Origin of the sequence: Pseudoalteromonas luteoviolacea S2607 (assembly GCF_001625575.1) — a bacterium.
GTDB lineage: Bacteria > Pseudomonadota > Gammaproteobacteria > Enterobacterales > Alteromonadaceae > Pseudoalteromonas > Pseudoalteromonas luteoviolacea_E.
Genome location: NZ_AUXV01000003.1, coordinates 282,864 through 300,783 on the forward strand (window position 1 = coordinate 282,864; position 17,920 = coordinate 300,783).

Sequence of the window (17,920 nt, forward strand, 5' to 3'; positions counted from 1 at the left end):
GGCTATTTACTTTTCGAGTCTTTTTGGACAGAGAACGAACTGGGCAACACGTCAACACCTAGCTTGCTGCCTAACTTGATAATTATCGGAATAGTAATGGGTGCGAATGGCAAAATCGCAAATACGCCTAAGCCGAGCCCTTTTAGAACATCTACAAACTGTTTGTTTGCCACTTTCAATTCGTCTTTTGATGCCTGACCTTGAGTGTAACGCTTATATATATCGAGCATCTCTTCAGTTTCTTGTTTTTCCTGTTCAAGCGCACCTTTCAACGCGATTAAAGAGCGTTTTAATTTTAGCTTTTGTCGATTTTTACTTATTCGAACAACTCTTATTGGCGCTTTGTGCGCGACTTTTATTAACCTCATTGATACTCAACATAAGGGGCTTTTACTAGATTCTAGCAAAGTTTACCTCAAAAATCGTGGGGATATTTGGTCCAACCCAATTCTATATATTAAAAAACAAAGTTGTTAGGCAATCATTAACAGGGACTTTTAACAAGCCCTGTTTTCACGTTTATTTAATGAATCAAGCTCAATATTTAACCTCAAGAAAATTATTCATAACCTCTTAAAAGTAAACAGTAAACTGGAATTTCACTGAGAATAATCGCTATTTTACTGTCTTAATTAAGTAAAAAATATGGAATTACACACGTTATTGCAACATGTTCAGTTCCTGAATTGTTAACATACTAATCAGTATAATCTGCCGCCATTTAATTATAAAAAATTTCCTTTGACAGATAAAAAGCAATTAAATCAATCAAAAAGTTGAACTTGGAAAATTCACTGCTACTTTTATTAATGTGTTAACTATTTGATTGACAGTATAGGCAAAAATTGTTTGTAATGTTATCTTAATGTTAATAATGTTAAACTGAAAATCAGCAATAAAAAGTTATAACTGGGGAAACAGGATGAAACTACAGAGATGCAAACTTAGAAGTGCGATTAAATTTGCCATTTCAACTACTGCCGCTATTACTACATTAGCGTCGTTTAATACTTTGGCAGATGCCAGAGAAGATGGAGCAAACAAAGACATAGAAAAAATAGCCGTAGTCGGCTCAAGGGCTGCACCCAGATCTGTGGGTGAATCACCAGTTCCAATTGATATTATTGGTGGTGATGAATTAAGTAAAGCAGGTGGTGATGATATGCTTGAACTGCTTAAAGGCTCAGTCCCCTCTCTTAATGTACATGCAAACCCGATAAGCGATGCTGCAAGCCTTGTGCGTCCTGCCAACTTAAGAGGTTTACCTGCTGATTCAACACTCATTCTATTAAACGGTAAACGTAGACACCGTTCGTCTGTTATTGCCTTTTTAGGTGGCGGTATCAACGACGGCGCACAAGGACCAGACATTTCAGTTATTCCTAGTGTCGCTTTAAAACAAGTTGAAGTATTGCGTGATGGTGCGGCTGCACAATATGGTTCAGATGCAATTGCAGGCGTATTAAACTTTGTATTAAAAGATGCCTCGGAAGGTGGTAGCTTCTCTGTCAAGCAAGGTGAGTATTATGAAGGTGATGGCGACACGACAACCTTCGAAGGCAACATTGGACTCCCCTTCACAGACCAAGGCTTTGCGAACTTAAGCTTTCAGTATAAAGAAGCAGATGCAACAAGCCGAAGTGTACAAAGACCTGACGCACAAAGGTTTATTGACGCAAATGTAGAAGGGGTAAGAGACCCTGCACAAATTTGGGGTGCGCCTGAAATAAGAGATGATATTACAATTTTTGGTAATGTCGGATTAGAGCTGAGTAACAGTTCTGAGTTTTACATGTTTGGTAACTACTCTGAACGTGATGTGAAAGGCGGATTCTACTATCGTAACCCGCAAACTCGACCGCAAGTCTACTCAAATGATGGAGGTGAGACTTTGCTGGTTGGTGACTTAGATGGGTTAAACAACGGCATTACGTGCCCTACCGTAAACTTACGCGACAGTGATGGAAATCAAATTTATAACGTAGCAACTATTGCTGCTTATCAACAAATCGCTGCGGATACAGAGTTAGGTAGAAACTGTTTTGCATTTAATGAAATCCTGCCTGGTGGTTTTACTCCTAACTTTGGTGGCAATATTACAGACACCTCTCTCACCATTGGAACCAAAGGCGAGTTTACCGAAGGGTTTATGGAAGGCGGTTTTTATGATTTGAGCGGCTCAGTTGGTCGAAACGAGTCTCGCTATTTCATTACCAACACAGTTAACGCATCTCTTGGTGCTGATACCCCCATGGAATTTAGCCCAGGTAAATACATCCAATTAGAGAAGAACTTCAATTTCGACGTATCTAAAGGTTTTGACTTTGATCTTGCATATGAGGTAAACGTCGCGGCAGGCCTTGAATGGCATGAAGAAACATTTGAAGTGATCGCTGGTGATGAAGCATCTTTCATTGCAGGTCCACTAACACAGCAAGGCTTCGGCATTGGCTCTAATGGCTTCCCTGGATTCCAGCCCTCAGCAGCGGGCGAATTTTCACGCAGAAACTATGCGGCTTATGTAGATATTGAAACACCTTTTACAGACGACTTTTTAATGGGTTGGGCACTTAGATTTGAAGACTATGACTCATTTGGTTCTACCACTAACTTCAAAATTATGGGCCAATATCAACTTACCGATGACCTTTCAATGCGAGGCTCGATTAGTACGGGCTTCAGAGCGCCAACTGTTGGTCAAGCCAATGTAAGTAATGTTCAAACCAACCTAAGTAGTGGTGTACTGGTAGACTCAGCGCTCTTACCACCAACGAACCCTGTTTCTGAAATCTTGGGTGGTACAGAATTACAACCTGAAGAGTCAGAAAGTTATACACTTGGTTTTGTTTACCAAACAGGTGACTTGTTCTTGACTATTGATTACTACAATATTCAAGTTGAAGATCGCTTAAGTCAGTCGGACAAAATTGACTTAACTCCTGCTCAAAAAGATGCGCTAAAAGCAGACGGTGTGCCCAATGTAGACAGCATTGCACAGGTATCGTTCTTTACCAATGACTTTGACACTACCACGCAGGGTGTTGACGTAGTAGCTAACTATTCGATGGACTTATTAGGTGGCTTTGCAACTTTCAGTATGGCGTATAACTGGAATGAAACGACAGTTGATAAGTTTTCTGCAATCACCGGCGACTTCAAAGTTAAGCGTCTTGAGAATGATCTGCCTCAGCACAGGGCAACCTACACGTGGACACAACAATGGGAGGACTTCTCTGGCTTTATCCGATACAACTACTTTGGTGAATATCAAGGTGTACACGTAGACTATGACGCCACTGCAATCATGGCAGATCCTACTTTTACCTTTGATGCGGAGCTAACTTATTACGCAACAGAGCAAATTAGCCTGACGGTTGGTGCTAACAACATTTTCGACCAAGATGCTGAAGAAGTTATCGACTTCTACGAAGGTACAAACACAACCAAAACGCCTAAGAACACTTGGGGCGGTATCTATTATGAGACGTCTCCGTTTGGTATAAATGGCGGTTATTACTACGTGAAAGCAACATATACGTTCTAAACTTTATCTGTAACCCAGAAGCAAAAGAGGAATTAGCAATAGCTATTTCCTCTTTTTATTTTTATTATTTAAAATAAAACCAGTACGACATATGTTACTTTTAGACCGCGCAACAGAGCTACTCTTAGAAAACCGTCTTAGAGAAGCCGAGTTTATGTTCAAACAGGTGCTGAAGCAGAACCCGCAAAATGGTAAGGCACTATTTGGGCTCGGTAGGATCTGCATGCGTTTAGAACAATACGACAATGCAATTTACTATCTTAAACGAGCCTGTGAACACTTACCTAAAATGCTCGACCCGCTCTATGCTCTAGCCGATGCATTTATTGCAGTTGGCTCTCCTGTCGATGCTAAAACAGTTTTAGAATACGCATTGAGTGTCGCTAAACACAATGCCCAAATCCACTATCACCTTGGACAGTTCTATTTGGATCATGGCTTTATAGATAACGCGCAACAAGTGTTTGATAAAGGCCTAGAATGTCCTCCATCAGGTGTCTCAATTTTTATGATCTTTGAGCTCATGCAACTGAAGCCTCCTTCGGAGATCCCAGCCCTAATGCAGCGACTGGAAGAGTATCAAGGAAAATACGAACACCCCAAGTTTCAAATCATCGCTAATCATGCAATGGCTACAGGTCATCAAGCGCTTGGAGAAAACCAAAAAGCGTTCGAATTTTATGAAAAAGCGAATGACCTCCAGCTTGCTCAATGTGAATTTAGAACTGCTGACATGCAACCCTTCTTTAATCGTGTTTTAAATACATTCAACTGGGATTTCTTTGACAGGCCGACTGACAAAGTGCAGTCGACATTTACCCCAGTTTTTATCGTTGGACTACCTCGAACCGGTTCAACCTTGCTTGAGCAGATCCTGACCCAACATAGCCAAGTTGGTAGTATGGGAGAAAGCACGGTGATCAGCGAAAAAATAGTGCCTTATCTCGAGATGCGAACTGAGCGTCATTTCCCTGAATGTGCGCTTGAACTCAGCACGTCGATGCTTGATTATTGCCGCAATGTATATGTCGATGAGATAAAAAAACACCGAGTACAAGAGGAAGTGGTGTTAAACAAGCTTCCCTCAAACTTTCAAAATATTGGCTTGATTTATAAAATATTTCCACAGGCAAGAGTTATCCATTTAACGCGAGATTTTATGGCAAATGCTTGGTCTGTTTACAGTAATCATTTTGCAGAAAATGAACCTTATTTTTGCTCCCTAACCGAATACCAACACTATGCGTCAATGGAAGAGCAAGTTATGACGCATTTTAAGCCATTACTCAAGCGTAATATCTATACAGCAAGCTACGAGAGCTTGATAAAAGATCCTGAACGTACAGTTCAAAAGATACTCAACTTCATATACCTCAAGTATGAGCCAGAATGTATGGAATTTCATAAAAGCCGCAGCAAGGTAGAAACTTTGAGTAAAACACAAGTGCGACAGCCCCTGCATGAGCGCTCCCTCAAACGCTGGCAAGCATTTGAAGGTATGATAGAAAAAGCATTAAATAATGAGCAAGGCTAGTATGCTCTAGCCTACTTTCTATGTAATTCAAACCATTTCAATAAGTCTTTGAATTGATCTCCTTGTGCCTTTGGGTGTGTTAGCATGTCTATATGTCCATAATTATGTGCATGCCCATATCGTTTACCATAAATATTCAGCGACTGAACCCCAATGCCCGATTCCTTTATAAACATTTTAATGTCTATCGGCTGAGCAAGCGCTTTGTCTTTTACCCCTGCAATATGAAGCGTCGGCGGTAACACTTTTGATTCTAGCGCCTTCGCATAATCAAAATTATCATCACTATCCACCCAAGGCAGCTTTTTCGCCCATTGAACACTTTGCGAATGAGACTTAACCGTTTCGTTGTCAGATCCCCATTTCAACTCTCGTGCAGGTAAATAGCCATACTTTTTTGAGTAATGGTGTGCTAACCAGTACCATAAAAGATTCGCTTTAAGTAGTTTTTCTGGGTGGTTGTTGTAAAGGCTCCGCTTCGAACCGAAATAAACACACGCATCAACATTTTCAATCTCATCGGGAAAGCGTGCAAAAACGCTGTTCATAATTACTCCCCCCCAAGAATGAGCAACCCAAAACTGTGGCTTTTTGCCCGTAAATTGATTTATAAACGCAAGCGCCGCGGGGACATCCTCTAGAATGGATTCTGTCTGACCATAGTCATGCCCTGCCCCTATGATTGGAAGACTGCCTCCTCGTCCCCGCAAATCTAACACAAAGCATCTAAAGCCATTTAGTGCCATATAAGGCGCAAGACCTTTATTGCTCTCAGTGTAAAAAATCTTGCCATTTTCAATTGCACCATGCAAAAACAAAACAATCGGACCCGCCTTTTGCTCATGATAAATGTGTCGTAAGTGCAATGAAGTTCCTTCAGCCAAAGGAACCGATAAAGATTCTTGTATGATCATGACTGTTCAAAGTTATTTTTTCACTCATCGTACCAGTTAAACTAACAGAAAGTAAACCTCATAGTTGTGTCGCCTAATTTAAGGTATAATAAGCACCATTATTTCGCGCCAATTTTTATATATGCACCCTAGAAACAAACATCTATCCGGCTACGACTTTCCTTTGCTGATAACGCATGTACCCGAATTAAAAAAATACATAGTTGAAAAAGAAAACGGAGAAAGCACATTAAATTTTGCGGACAAATCTGCAGTGCTTCTGCTCAACAAAGCACTGCTGCTAGCGCACTACGGCATTAAGTTTTGGGACTTACCAGAGCAGTTTTTATGCCCCCCGGTTCCAGGAAGAGCTGATTACATTCATGCACTGGCCGATCTGTTAGCGGATGATAATAAAGGCAAGATCCCAACAGGAAAGTCAGTTCGTTGTCTAGATATCGGTACCGGCGCGAATTTGATCTATCCAATATTAGGACAATCATTATATAAGTGGCGATTTGTTGGGTCAGATATAAATAAAGTTGCCGTTAAAATTGCTCAAAATATTTCAATGGCAAATAGGCTAGATATTAAAATAAAACACCAAAAACAGGCTAATGCGATATTTTCCAATATCATCGATAAAACCGACTATTTTGATATTACGATGTGTAACCCTCCCTTTCACGCAAGTGCAGAGGAAGCTCAACAAGGCACACAGAGAAAGTGGAAAAACCTTGGCCTAGAAAAGGTAAAAGGTAAAAATGCTTTGAATTTTGGCGGGCATGCACCAGAGCTTTGGTGTGAAGGCGGTGAACTTGGTTTTATCAAAAATATGATTGTAGAAAGTGCTTCTTTCAAAGAACAGGTAGGCTGGTTTACGTGTTTAGTTTCTAAGAAGGAAAACATCAACCTTCTAACGAAAGTACTCAAGCAATACAAAGTAAAAGATTTTAAAACGGTGAAAATGCTGCAAGGAAACAAACAAAGCCGCTTTCTAGCATGGCAATATTAAACTGAACTGTTAATAGGGCAAGCAGGATGCTTGCTCTAGCCTTCCTTTGGAATACAAACCTCAAATGAACTTCCTAAACCCTGTTCAGACTCCACTTTAATTTCCCCATTATGGTGCTTAGTTAGTACAAGAGCGATAGTGAGTCCTAAGCCTAAGTTCTGACCAACGGGTTTGGTTGTGTAAAATGGGTCAAATACACGGTTAAGATTGGATTGTTCAATCCCCTCTCCTTTATCTTTTACTGATAACCTAATACTGTTCTGACAAGACATAACGTCGAGCTCAATTTCATTGATATCAGACCCTGCCTCCACCGCATTTTTGTGTAGAATACCCACAATTTGCAGTATCTGGCCCGGACAACATAACACTTCCCAGCAAACTCCTTCTTCGAGCAAAAATTTAACCGATAAAGGTAACTTTAAGTCAGCTGCATATTGTTCAATGACCTTTTTGAGGTTGATAGTGGCCCTTTTTTCACCTGATAAGCCATTAAAAATAGACAGCGCTTTGACTATTTTTTCAATTCGACTCAAATCCACACGGGTATCGTCCAATATCTCTGTGATTTCCGCTATATCTAAATCCACATCGCTAGTACCAAGTCGAGTTAAGTTTTCCTTGAAGTCACGGATATAATCACTCAAAACGTCAAAGTTGCACTTTATCGCACCCAATGGATTATTAATTTCGTGCGCTACGCCAGCGGCCAACTGACCAACTGAAGCCATTTTCTCAGATTGTAAAAGAGATTGCTGCTGCGCGATTATTTGTTGCTTAGCTTGGATCAACTCGAGGTTTGCCAGTTGCAACTCTGATGTTCTTTCAGCGACTCGCTCTTCTAAATTATCATTCAAGTCTTCAAGTGCAGAAATAAGTGCCGCCTTTCTCTCAATATCTTCGAATGCTCGTAGGGCACTGGTCATGACGATATACAAGCGAGATTTGGTCAAATCAACCTTATTTTTATAATCATTAATATCGTATTTGAGCATGACTTCATGCTCTGGAATAGTGCTTGGTTGACCGGTTCTCAAAATTATTCTTACATCTTTGTTATTCAGCGAGTGCCTTATCTCCCTCACACAATCCAAGCCCGCCGTATCAGTTTCCATGATCACATCGAGCAAAATAACGCTGATCCCCTCAATTTCTTTGAGAATTTCTATTGCTTGCACTTTAGAATATGCATGATGGAACTCTAATGCCCTATCGTCGTAGGTGAACCGAGACAAGGCCATTTTAGTTACTTGATGTATTTCGGGCTCATCGTCAACGAGGAGAATTTTCCAAGGTGCTTTCTTGGGGTTATCTAACGTATGCCCTGATTCGCTGGCTAGAAATGAGAAAGAAGAGTTAGACATGGCTACCAATTATTTTGACTGATAGCCTAAGCATGGCCAAAAACCGCAGAATTACAACTTATTAAGCTCTGATTTATAATGTTTTCTACACACTGAAACGTACTTATCGTTACCGCCAATTTCAACTTGATTACCACCAGAAATGGCATTTCCATGTTCGTCTAAGCGCAGAACATGATTTGCTTTGCGGCCACAATGACAAACAGTTTTCAGTTCAATAAGTTTATCCGCCCAAGCTAGGAGGTACTGCGCTCCCTCAAACAGCTCCCCCATAAAGTCTGTTCTTAGACCATAACATAGTACAGGAACCCCTAAACTATCCACAACATCTGTGAGTTGAGAGACTTGCTCTTTACTCAAGAATTGGCTTTCGTCCACTAAGATACAGTCTAACTTTTGCTCACTGTGATGCTTATTAACTAACTCAAATACATCCGACTTTGGCTCAAACGTATGGGCATCAGCCTCTAATCCGATCCTTGAAGCCACTTTACCAACCCCCGAGCGGTTATCTATCGCAGCGGTCAAAATAAATGGCGTCATTCCCCTTTCACGGTAGTTAAATGCGGATTGTAACAAGGTGGTGGATTTTCCAGCATTCATCGCTGAATAGTAAAAGTAAAGTTGTGCCATAACAGACTCATGGAGTGTAACGATGCGCGTTAGTCTACATAAAGAAAGCTTATATGACCACAATCAATATCTTGGCAGTTTATGATTTGTCGGGTTATTTACATAGTCAAGGTAGAACTGGTGCAGCGGCATGCTGCCAAGCTTATCCCAAAGTGTTTGTGCTACCAATGGGTTTTGCGCCATAAAATCTTTTGAAAGTGCCAAGTAGCCGTAACTAACATCAATGGGAGGAAATATGGCTTGTAGCTTGTCACTATGAGGAAAGCCTGCGACTTGTTCATCATAAACTTTACAAAGCCCTAACGAGCCATCGACCAGGCTTTTTAACACTAGCTGATACGCATCTTCTTGCGAGTCCGTTAAAATCACTCGGTATAAGTCTTCTTGCAGAGTACTCAGCACAGCGTACCCTCTCGGTACGGCTAAACTTACAGGAAAATTTCTGTTCGCCACGTCTATGGCTAGCCCTTGCTGCCCAACCAAGCATGTTCCCAGCATACTGATTGCAAGAGATAAGTTTATGCTACCATCTAAGTTCTTAGGAAATCTCAGGAATTCGCTCCGCTCCGAGCGATAAGATGCGATAACCGCATCAACTTTATTTTCTTTAATATTTTTCAAACAACGTTGCCACGGTTTGCGGACAAACACAAAACGAACCGTTGAAACTTGCTTCTCTAAGCTTTTTAAAATCTCGATTGTTGCACCTGGCCGCTCTTTAGGTACGTCAAAGCCACTTCCTAGAAAAAATGGCGGAGCGTTCTTATCTTCGTAGCATACCGTGATAAAAGTAGTGGCCGAAGCAAACGAAGAAAAAACTACAAAACAAAAAGTGGCGATAAGGCGCATACTATCCACGTCAAGAAATTAAATTTAGCATTTTACTACAAAAGCTTAAATGCCAATGGCTAACCTATACTATAGCGCACAGTTTTAGTGACGTCTCTTTAAACAGTTTAATATTTACCAGATGCATCGGAAGGATTTTACGCTCATTGCCTATGACGTTAAAAGCACTGTATAACCTTAGACTACACAGTGCTCAACATGTAGGTTAGTTGGCTAGTGCTGCTTGATAGCGCTTTTCAACTTCTGCCCAGTTGATTACATTGTAAAATGCAGCAATGTACTCAGGGCGACGGTTTTGATATTTCAGGTAGTATGCGTGCTCCCAAACATCTAAACCTAAAATAGGCGTTTGGTTATCCATTAATGGACTGTCTTGGTTTAGTGAACTCGTTACTTTCAACGTGCCATTCGCATCAACTACGAGCCAAGCCCAACCACTACCGAAACGACTTACAGCAGCCGCCGTAAATAGCTCTTTAAACTTGTCAAAATTGCCAAACGTTTCATTAATCGCAGTCGCAAGCGGACCTTCGTGCAGTGTACCACCATCTGAAGACATAATGGTCCAAAACAAACTGTGATTATGATGACCACCGACATGGTCACGAACAGCGCCTTTCAAATTTTCTGGCAAACTGTCTATGTTTCTCAATAGATCTTCAAGATCGCGGTTTGCATGCTCAGTGCCTTCCAAAGCAGCATTCGCCTTGCTGACGTATGTCTGATGGTGCAAAGTGTGATGGATCTCCATTGTTCTAGTGTCAATGTGTGGTTCCAAAGCATCATACGCGTACGGTAGCTGTGGCAATGTAAAAGCCATGGTTTTTCCTCATTTACTTTAGTGGACTATATGTGGACGGTTAAAACCACCTTCCATTGCTGCATTGACTTTCTCAATTAACTCCGGAAGGTGGGGATGACAAGAAGCAAAGTTAATCAGCTCTTGTCTTGTTCTGTGTAAGTGGTGACAAGCAATCTCAACTATTTCTACCGAAGCATGCTGTACTAAACTGAGCATTGCACTATGCACTTCTATTAATTGCTCGCAGGCTCTTTCTGGATTTGACAAAGCGATGAAGCAATCAGCTAAATTGTGAGCTGCTACAACTAATGCAGGGCAACAATGCTCAATGGCAACTAGCTGTTCGTCACAAACTTCGCTGTTCACAAACCGTTCTAGCAAGTGACCTGCGAGGTTTAAAGCACTCTGGTATCGATCTCTTGCAGAGTTAAACTCGCCATGTTGGAAAGCTTGGTTTCCAGATTTTATCGCGTATTGCCACGGCGCAAGCGCATACTCCAAAGGAGTGTCAACAGAAGTTTCTATTTGCTCAATTAGGGCCATTATGCTCCCCTTAGATTGCTTTACACTCGACAACTATAAACAAAACCAACACCTTAATGCAAATTGTTTTTATTTGCATTATTGGGATCATTTCTATTTATAGCGATATCTGAGCAAAAAAGTATGTAACCTAAAAGCACAAAAGTAAGCTAATAGCATAAATAACAACGAAAATGAGAATAAGAATCAATTGATAAACTATTGATTTATAAGGAATTTATTGACTTTACAATCTACATGGATAAAATAGCCACATCAGTCAGAGTTTGAGGAAAGACCTATGAAAGGTAAACAAAAGATCATTGATGCATTTAATGCGCTACTGGCAAATGAGTTGGCAGCAATAGACCAGTATTTCATCCATTCTCGAATGTATGAGGACTTTGGGCTTGATAAGTTGTATGAACGTCTTAACCACGAAATGGAAGAAGAAACAACGCACGCAGATTGGTTAATCAAACGTATTCTGTTTTTAGAAGGCGTGCCAAATATGACTAAGCGCCGCGACCTGCTTATTGGTCATGACGTAAAATCAATGATGGAAAATGACCTCAAACTTGAATTAGAAGTTGTGGCTTGTGTTAAAGATGCAATCAAAGCGTGTGAAGAAGAGCAAGACTATCAATCACGTGCGGTTCTAGAAAAGCTACTATTTGATACTGAAGAAGATCACGTTTATTGGCTTGAGCAACAACTTGGCCTCATTGAAAAAATTGGCATTCAAAACTATCTACAATCTCAACTAGGTTAAGGAGTATTCTCAATGAAAGGTGAAAGAGAAGTAATCGTAGCATTGAACAAAGTACTCGCAAACGAGCTAGTTGGTATCAACCAGTATTTTTTGCATGCCCGCATGTTCAAAGACTTTGGGTTTACCAAATTAGATAAAGCTGATTACAAAGTGTCGATTCAAAAAATGAAGAATGCAGACAGACTGATTGAGCGTATTCTGTTCTTAGAAGGACTACCAAATCTACAAGACTTGGGCAGGCTTAATATTGGCGAAAATGTACCAGAGATGATCAGTGCAAACATGCAATTTGAAGAAACATCTCTAGTCGACCTTCAACACGCCGTCGCGTTGTGTGAAGAAAAACAAGACTACATTAGTAGAGAAGCACTAGAGAATATTCAAAGTGAACAAGAAGAGCAAATTGACTGGCTTGAAACACAGTTGCAACTGCTTAAAACAACTGGCACAGAGAATTATCTACAGTCTCAGATGTAAGTATTAAATAATAAAAAAGGGCCTTAAGGCCCTTTTTTATTATTTAAACTTTTACGCGACTTGCTCTGTCACATCTACAATCTCAATAAGCTTTTCATTCAGTATTTTCTTTGTGCAATTACAACACTTGCCGCACTGAGTACCAACCCCAAGATCTTTACTTAGATCTCTCATGGATCTTGCACCCTCATCGATTGCTTGTGCGATTTTTTTGTCAGTAACTCCGTGACAAATACAAATATACATGAATGAAAACCAATCTCAATTACATCAACTGGGACTAAGTTTAATCTAAACAAAAATAGTTATCAACAAGCATAAGCATAAAAATGAGAATAATTACTAATAGCATTGATCAATAAGGAGTTTTATTTTCCTTCAGTGCTTCGATGCTGTCGATTTTCGCAATAAAGCAACGCTACTTTTATCGTCCCCAACTTTTAAGGCACGAGTATAATGCTTTAGACTCAATTGGCTTCGCTACAAAATCATCCATGCCAGCTTTGAGGCACTTTTCTTTATCTTCTGCAAAAGCATTGGCCGTAATTGCAATAATATAGGGTTGTCCATAGATATCTGGGTTTTGGCGAATAGTGCGTGTACACTCAAAGCCATCCATATTTGGCATTTGGCAGTCCATTAAAATGATATCGAAATCCTGACCCTTGAGAGCTTTAAGCGCTTCAATGCCATCCATTGCTTTTGAGATAAGCCCACCGGTTTTTTCCAAAAACTGAGTCGCTACAATCTGGTTAATCGGGTTATCCTCAACCAATAGCAGTCTCACATTTTCAAGATTCGGAATCTCCGCACTAATCGATTTTGGTTTTGGTGCATCGCCACGCTTTACGGGGATCTCCACAATAAACTCACTGCCAACGTTTTCTGTGGAGTGAAAGGTCAATTGTCCACCCATTAAAGCGACTAAGCGTTTACAAATTGTCAGACCAAGTCCTGTGCCACCATACTTTCTTGTCGTGGACAAATCAGCTTGCGTGAACTCATCAAATAAATCTTTTTGAGCGCTTTTTGCAATACCAATCCCAGTATCTTTGACCTTGAGTCTAAGGAAGCCTTCACTGTAATCCACCGTAAAGTCTATTTTGCCCTGTTCGGTGAATTTGCCTGCATTACTAAGTAGATTGTTAATAACTTGACTAAGTCTAAGGTCATCAAGTACTAAAACTGTAGGCACCTGCTCATCTAACACATGATTAAACTCTACGTTCGGCTTAGATAGAGACTTTTCGAAAGCAGTAGAAATGGCGATAACAAAATCGGATACATCCGTATCGTGCAGAGAAAGCTCCAATGCACCCGCCTCTATTTTTGAGTAGTCTAAAATATCGTTAAGGATCAATAACAGTTTATGTGCAGACTGGTGAATAATATCAAGTTGTGTTTTGGAGTTTGCTTCAAGCTCATTGCTAATTAATTCTTCAGACATACCTATAATGCCGTTTAGAGGTGTGCGAATTTCATGACTCATGTTAGCTAAAAACTGGCTTTTAGCTGAGCTGGCTTTATTCGCTTGATCTAAAGCTTTAATAAGCTCTTCCGTTTTTTCGCTGACCTCGATCTCCAGGTGTTCATTAAAATCTTTTAGCTTTCGGTTGAGCTGTGCGTTTTCCTCGTTTGCACTATTTAATTTTGCGAAGCTCGTTGATAGTTTAAACGCCAATTGGGAAAATTGTTGCTGCAAAGTAATGACCTCTAAGCAACTTCCCTCTTGAGTGTTACTGACTTCAGACATTTTTTTACTGGGGTCGAACGAGTTAATACTGTGGCTCAAATCAACAATCGGCTTGGTAAATACCCTCGTCATTCGGTTCACTAAAAAACTACTAATCGCAATGATAAACAAAGCTAAAACAAAAGACTGTATCCAAGCCGAAGCGACTGCCAAGTTTACGTGCTTACGCTCTATTAGGCTTATAACACGCCAATTAAAAATGTCCGATTGTACGCTTTGTCGATAGTACACATCTCGGTTATTGCTAATATAAACTTGGTCTGTCGATTCAGTAAGTGCAACTAGCTGTTCATTAGCTACATTATCCAGAATGTTAAAATCAGATTTCAAAGAACTAAATACGATATTGTTTTCATGATCAACAATTAGCAGGTGCCCTTTTTGCGCGAGTACTTTGGGAATAAACTGCTCAAATGATTCGAAGAATAAAGAGCTCTCTACTATCCCTTTAAACTCCCCGTCTTCATACAGAGGTGCAGACACCGCAACGACCGGATCATTACCAAACCCCCTGCCTTGAAATATCCCAGATACATAGCCGTTAGGATAGTAAGGTGCTTGAATAAAATACTCTCTGTCTGCAACGGAAGGAACCTCACCCACAAGGCTTGTTTTTAAAGCGTTGGGGTAAAAATGGGTCACATACGCACTTTGATCAGCAACAATCGCGGTTCTGAAGTTTGGATAAGTATCAACAAGCCGATTTATAACTTGTTGCTTATCTACGCCAGACTGTATATCTTGCGCAGCAATATTGATAGCTCTGCGATAGCTTTCAAGATAATCATCAATTTGTTTCAACGCACTCACAGAAGCATCGTGTAGTTGAGCGGTGACTTCAAATTCTATGCGCTTATAATGGCTATTAGTCAAAACGATTGTTGTGATCAATACAACCAATATGATGAGATGACTAATCATATAGTTTAAGATTTGGTACAGAGACTTTGCTTGCCAAACACGTTTAAATAGAAAAAGCGACGTAAGATCGACAATGGCCAAATATACCGCGGCATTTATCATATATTTTGCAAGGGCGGTGAAAATTACTAGCAGGGTGAGCCCTAACACAAATTTACCCATGATAAATAAGATGGGAATGCCAAAGAGCACCCAAAACCCTAGTCCTCTTATAAACAGGGGCTTGTTAGCGCGCACACAAAAAACTTGCAACCACAAAATTTCTATAAGAAATACGACGGAAGGTAGACAATGCCCCCAACGGTACAATAAGAACATTGCACCAATCCCAACAGCGAGAACGGCATATTGCCACCCTAATGCTAATAAGCAAAGAATGACAAACAACTGCCCAAATAGGAACTCTGAGCTATCTAAAAACCAAATTGGTAGTAGGTTGGCAACCCCACCCAACACGCCCAAAAAGAGCGCCACAACCAGTTTTGGTAACTTTGAAATGTGATTTAGCAATACCAGCTCCTTTTATATTCTATTAAAAAATAAAGGAAAGCTGGGTATTTGCCAAGTTTAATGGTGGGGACAATCGTGACTTTCTATTTGCAAAACGCACTTTTCGACTGAAAAAAGCTGTTTTAGCCTTGCTTCAACTTGATAGCGACAGGCATCGTCATGCATTTCAATTGTACAATGGTGCTTTAAAACAATATGCGCACCGACCATCAAGGTGCTTTCAGTATTTGAGACCGTGACATTGTGCACACTTTCAACATGTTCAGTATTTACAATAGCTTGCTCCACACTCTCGACGGCTGGTAATGAATCACTTTTATCAAACAATCCAACAATACAGGTCTTTATTACTTTCAAACCAGTAAACAATACAAAGCAAGAAATCAACATGCTAGAAAGCACATCAATTATATTCCATCCAGTCAAATGAATTAAAATACCAGCAACGAAGGTCGATACTGTTGAGAGTAAATCAAAGAAAGAGTGCAAAAAAACCGCATAGACATTGATACTGTCTTTTCGGCCTTTATACAAAACCCAAGCAGCTAAGCCATGAAACAAAAACCCCACACCAGCAACCGTAGACATGACAAATGTATTAACCTCATGAACATGCCCTTGAGTATGCAATTCAATTCTTTCTGTCGCTTCTAGGAGAATTATAATTGCGATGGACAAATACAGCACACCATTCAACAGGCCGCCTGTGTACTCAGCTTTTTTATACCCGTCATTGAAGTTTTTAGCTAGTTTTACCGCTACAGTAGACGCTACCAATGCTATGAATAAAGAACTATTGTGCACAAACAAGTGCCCAGCATCTGCTAAAACAGCCAGTGAGTTAGCGTAATGAGCCGCAACTACTTGAATTAGCATGAATGTACATGTCAAGGCAAGCGCGATGAGTAAGCGCTTACGAGAAGCCTCATGAGTTGTAAGATCGGTCATTCGAAACTTGAGAAACCTTTGTAACTAATAATTAGAGGGTACTAATGATAAAAGACGGCAATTGTAACCCTATTTTTTATCAGACGCACCAAAAATCATAATATTTAGCAAATAAATAAGCAATTTGCCCCTGTTAGCCAAATCTATGAATTACTTACCAATGTAGAATCTGGATTTAACCGATTTTCGGCCGAATACAATCGTTGTTCAAAATATCTAAGCTGTTCGTAACTAAACATAAACTGCGTATAGCGCATTACCTCTAGCGGCACCTCTTTACTGGTGAAGCAGTTGAACGGTTTACCAGGGAAAAAGTCAGTTTGCTCGTCAAACACAACTAAATATCTCACTCCACTTTTGGCACCTATACAACTTGCCAAATTCGATACTCGTAACTTAGCTGCATTGACAGGGTTCAAAAAGAAGTTAGAGGATCCTTCTTGAATGACGTTCCACATTTCACCTTGAATGTCTGCTTCAATGACACCTGTTTGGGGGCAGTAAACAAGCACAAATACTCCAAAGGGAGACAACACGATGCCATCAATATCCAGTTCCTCCAATAGTGGGCTCATACTGCGATACAGAACAATATACTTTTTGTTATCCAATTTACTTGTTAATGATTTATACGTTTCTTTGAATGTACGCTTGCGCACGATATGTGTTGTTTGCTTGGGGCGAAGTAAAAACTTCAAAATCTCAATAGAGACATAACCTGCAATAATCACACTAAGCCACATAGTAAATCGACCAAAATGCCCTCTATCGGGCTCTTCGTATACGATATCTAATGCTTTATCATCGAAATCAGCCTCTAATATTGGATCAACGCGCGGGCTTTGAGCTTCCTCTGCAGTAGTAAGCAACTCCGCTCCTTGAGTATCTTTTTGCTGTAAAGCTTGAACCGTGTTCTTTTTTTGCATCGCTTCTTTTCGAAGTAGCTGTTCAAAAGCTTCTCGTTGCTGTGCTACTTGTTCAGCACATTTTACCGCACTGGCAAAGTCTTGCTCACCATGGTGACAAATCATTGGTTTATGGAAAAACCTTTGCCATCTTTCACGGGTCGCTTCGTCCATAAAAATGGATACACCAAAAGAACGGTTTGCGTTTTGGTCTACTTGAGAAGTTATTTGGCTGCTTGCACGGGGAGATTGGCAGTATGTCTGTAAACGCTCGATCAGCCTTCTTAATCGAGCATCTTCGCCTTCTTTTAACGCATTGTTTTGACGTAAAAACTGGAGCTCAGAAGCGAAACGAGCACACTGTCTTTGGTCAAGCTGCTCTGTATTAGCAGCAACACTGCTTGAAAATATGATAAAAAACAAAATCCATCTGTTCATCGTCTCTATACCTAATTGTAAAATGGTACCAAGCTTATAA

16 protein-coding genes are annotated in these 17,920 nt (G+C 40.3%); 5 read left to right on the forward strand and 11 right to left on the reverse strand.

From position 1 onward, the window contains the following. Window positions 1–2: 2 nt before the first annotated feature. Complete coding sequence (locus tag N480_RS03470; protein ID WP_063371126.1) at window positions 3–368, reverse strand: hypothetical protein; 366 nt, start codon at window positions 366–368, stop codon at window positions 3–5. A gap of 554 nt (window positions 369–922) precedes the next feature. Here N480_RS03470 and N480_RS03475 point away from each other — a divergent pair. Further along, window positions 923–3,544, forward strand: coding sequence for a TonB-dependent receptor plug domain-containing protein (locus N480_RS03475; RefSeq protein WP_063371127.1), 2,622 nt, complete (start codon window positions 923–925; stop codon window positions 3,542–3,544). A 91-nt stretch (window positions 3,545–3,635) separates the two neighbouring features. Beyond that, window positions 3,636–5,078, forward strand: a complete 1,443-nt coding sequence (locus tag N480_RS03480) for a tetratricopeptide repeat-containing sulfotransferase family protein (protein ID WP_063371128.1) — start codon at window positions 3,636–3,638, stop codon at window positions 5,076–5,078. Between the two features lie 11 nt (window positions 5,079–5,089). Here N480_RS03480 and N480_RS03485 read toward each other — a convergent pair whose 3' ends face one another. Next, a complete protein-coding gene (locus N480_RS03485) occupies window positions 5,090–5,992 on the reverse strand; it encodes an alpha/beta fold hydrolase (RefSeq protein ID WP_063371129.1) in 903 nt (300 codons plus the stop codon). 121 nt (window positions 5,993–6,113) lie between these two features. Here N480_RS03485 and rlmF point away from each other — a divergent pair, with 121 nt between their 5' ends. Continuing rightward, entirely contained in the window at window positions 6,114–6,986 is an 873-nt protein-coding gene (rlmF, locus tag N480_RS03490) for a 23S rRNA (adenine(1618)-N(6))-methyltransferase RlmF (protein WP_063371130.1), read from the forward strand. A gap of 35 nt (window positions 6,987–7,021) precedes the next feature. Here rlmF and N480_RS03495 read toward each other — a convergent pair whose 3' ends face one another. The 5 genes from N480_RS03495 to N480_RS03515 form a co-directional block, all read right to left on the reverse strand. After that, the gene (locus tag N480_RS03495) at window positions 7,022–8,350 is read right to left on the reverse strand and encodes an ATP-binding protein (RefSeq protein WP_063371131.1); all 1,329 of its coding nucleotides are present in this window, start codon (window positions 8,348–8,350) and stop codon (window positions 7,022–7,024) included. A gap of 51 nt (window positions 8,351–8,401) precedes the next feature. Beyond that, complete coding sequence (locus N480_RS03500; protein ID WP_063371132.1) at window positions 8,402–8,983, reverse strand: thymidine kinase; 582 nt, start codon at window positions 8,981–8,983, stop codon at window positions 8,402–8,404. Window positions 8,984–9,046: 63 nt separating this feature from the next. Continuing rightward, window positions 9,047–9,832, reverse strand: coding sequence for a hypothetical protein (locus tag N480_RS03505; RefSeq protein ID WP_063371133.1), 786 nt, complete (start codon window positions 9,830–9,832; stop codon window positions 9,047–9,049). 205 nt (window positions 9,833–10,037) lie between these two features. Then, window positions 10,038–10,652 carry a superoxide dismutase gene (locus tag N480_RS03510; protein WP_063371134.1) on the reverse strand — a complete coding sequence of 205 codons (615 nt, stop codon included), beginning with the start codon at window positions 10,650–10,652 and terminating at the stop codon, window positions 10,038–10,040. Between the two features lie 18 nt (window positions 10,653–10,670). Further along, a complete protein-coding gene (locus N480_RS03515; protein ID WP_063371135.1) occupies window positions 10,671–11,177 on the reverse strand; it encodes a hypothetical protein in 507 nt (168 codons plus the stop codon). 280 nt (window positions 11,178–11,457) lie between these two features. Between N480_RS03515 and bfr (N480_RS03520) the strand changes: the two genes are divergently transcribed. Further along, window positions 11,458–11,928, forward strand: a complete 471-nt coding sequence (gene bfr / locus N480_RS03520) for a bacterioferritin (protein ID WP_063371136.1) — start codon at window positions 11,458–11,460, stop codon at window positions 11,926–11,928. A gap of 12 nt (window positions 11,929–11,940) precedes the next feature. Continuing rightward, window positions 11,941–12,405 carry a bacterioferritin gene (bfr, locus tag N480_RS03525; protein WP_063371137.1) on the forward strand — a complete coding sequence of 155 codons (465 nt, stop codon included), beginning with the start codon at window positions 11,941–11,943 and terminating at the stop codon, window positions 12,403–12,405. A 51-nt stretch (window positions 12,406–12,456) separates the two neighbouring features. Here the strand turns inward: bfr (N480_RS03525) and N480_RS03530 are convergent, their stop codons facing one another. The 4 genes from N480_RS03530 to N480_RS03545 form a co-directional block, all read right to left on the reverse strand. Beyond that, complete coding sequence (locus tag N480_RS03530; RefSeq protein WP_063371138.1) at window positions 12,457–12,651, reverse strand: (2Fe-2S)-binding protein; 195 nt, start codon at window positions 12,649–12,651, stop codon at window positions 12,457–12,459. 178 nt (window positions 12,652–12,829) lie between these two features. Next, window positions 12,830–15,589: an ATP-binding protein gene (locus N480_RS03535; protein WP_081231724.1), complete on the reverse strand. Its 2,760-nt coding sequence runs from the start codon at window positions 15,587–15,589 to the stop codon at window positions 12,830–12,832. Between the two features lie 57 nt (window positions 15,590–15,646). After that, window positions 15,647–16,537 (reverse strand): cation diffusion facilitator family transporter, encoded by an 891-nt coding sequence (locus N480_RS03540; protein WP_063371139.1) that lies wholly within the window; start codon window positions 16,535–16,537, stop codon window positions 15,647–15,649. Window positions 16,538–16,680: 143 nt separating this feature from the next. After that, window positions 16,681–17,880 carry an NERD domain-containing protein gene (locus N480_RS03545; protein WP_063371140.1) on the reverse strand — a complete coding sequence of 400 codons (1,200 nt, stop codon included), beginning with the start codon at window positions 17,878–17,880 and terminating at the stop codon, window positions 16,681–16,683. Between the last annotated feature and the right edge of the window lie 40 nt (window positions 17,881–17,920).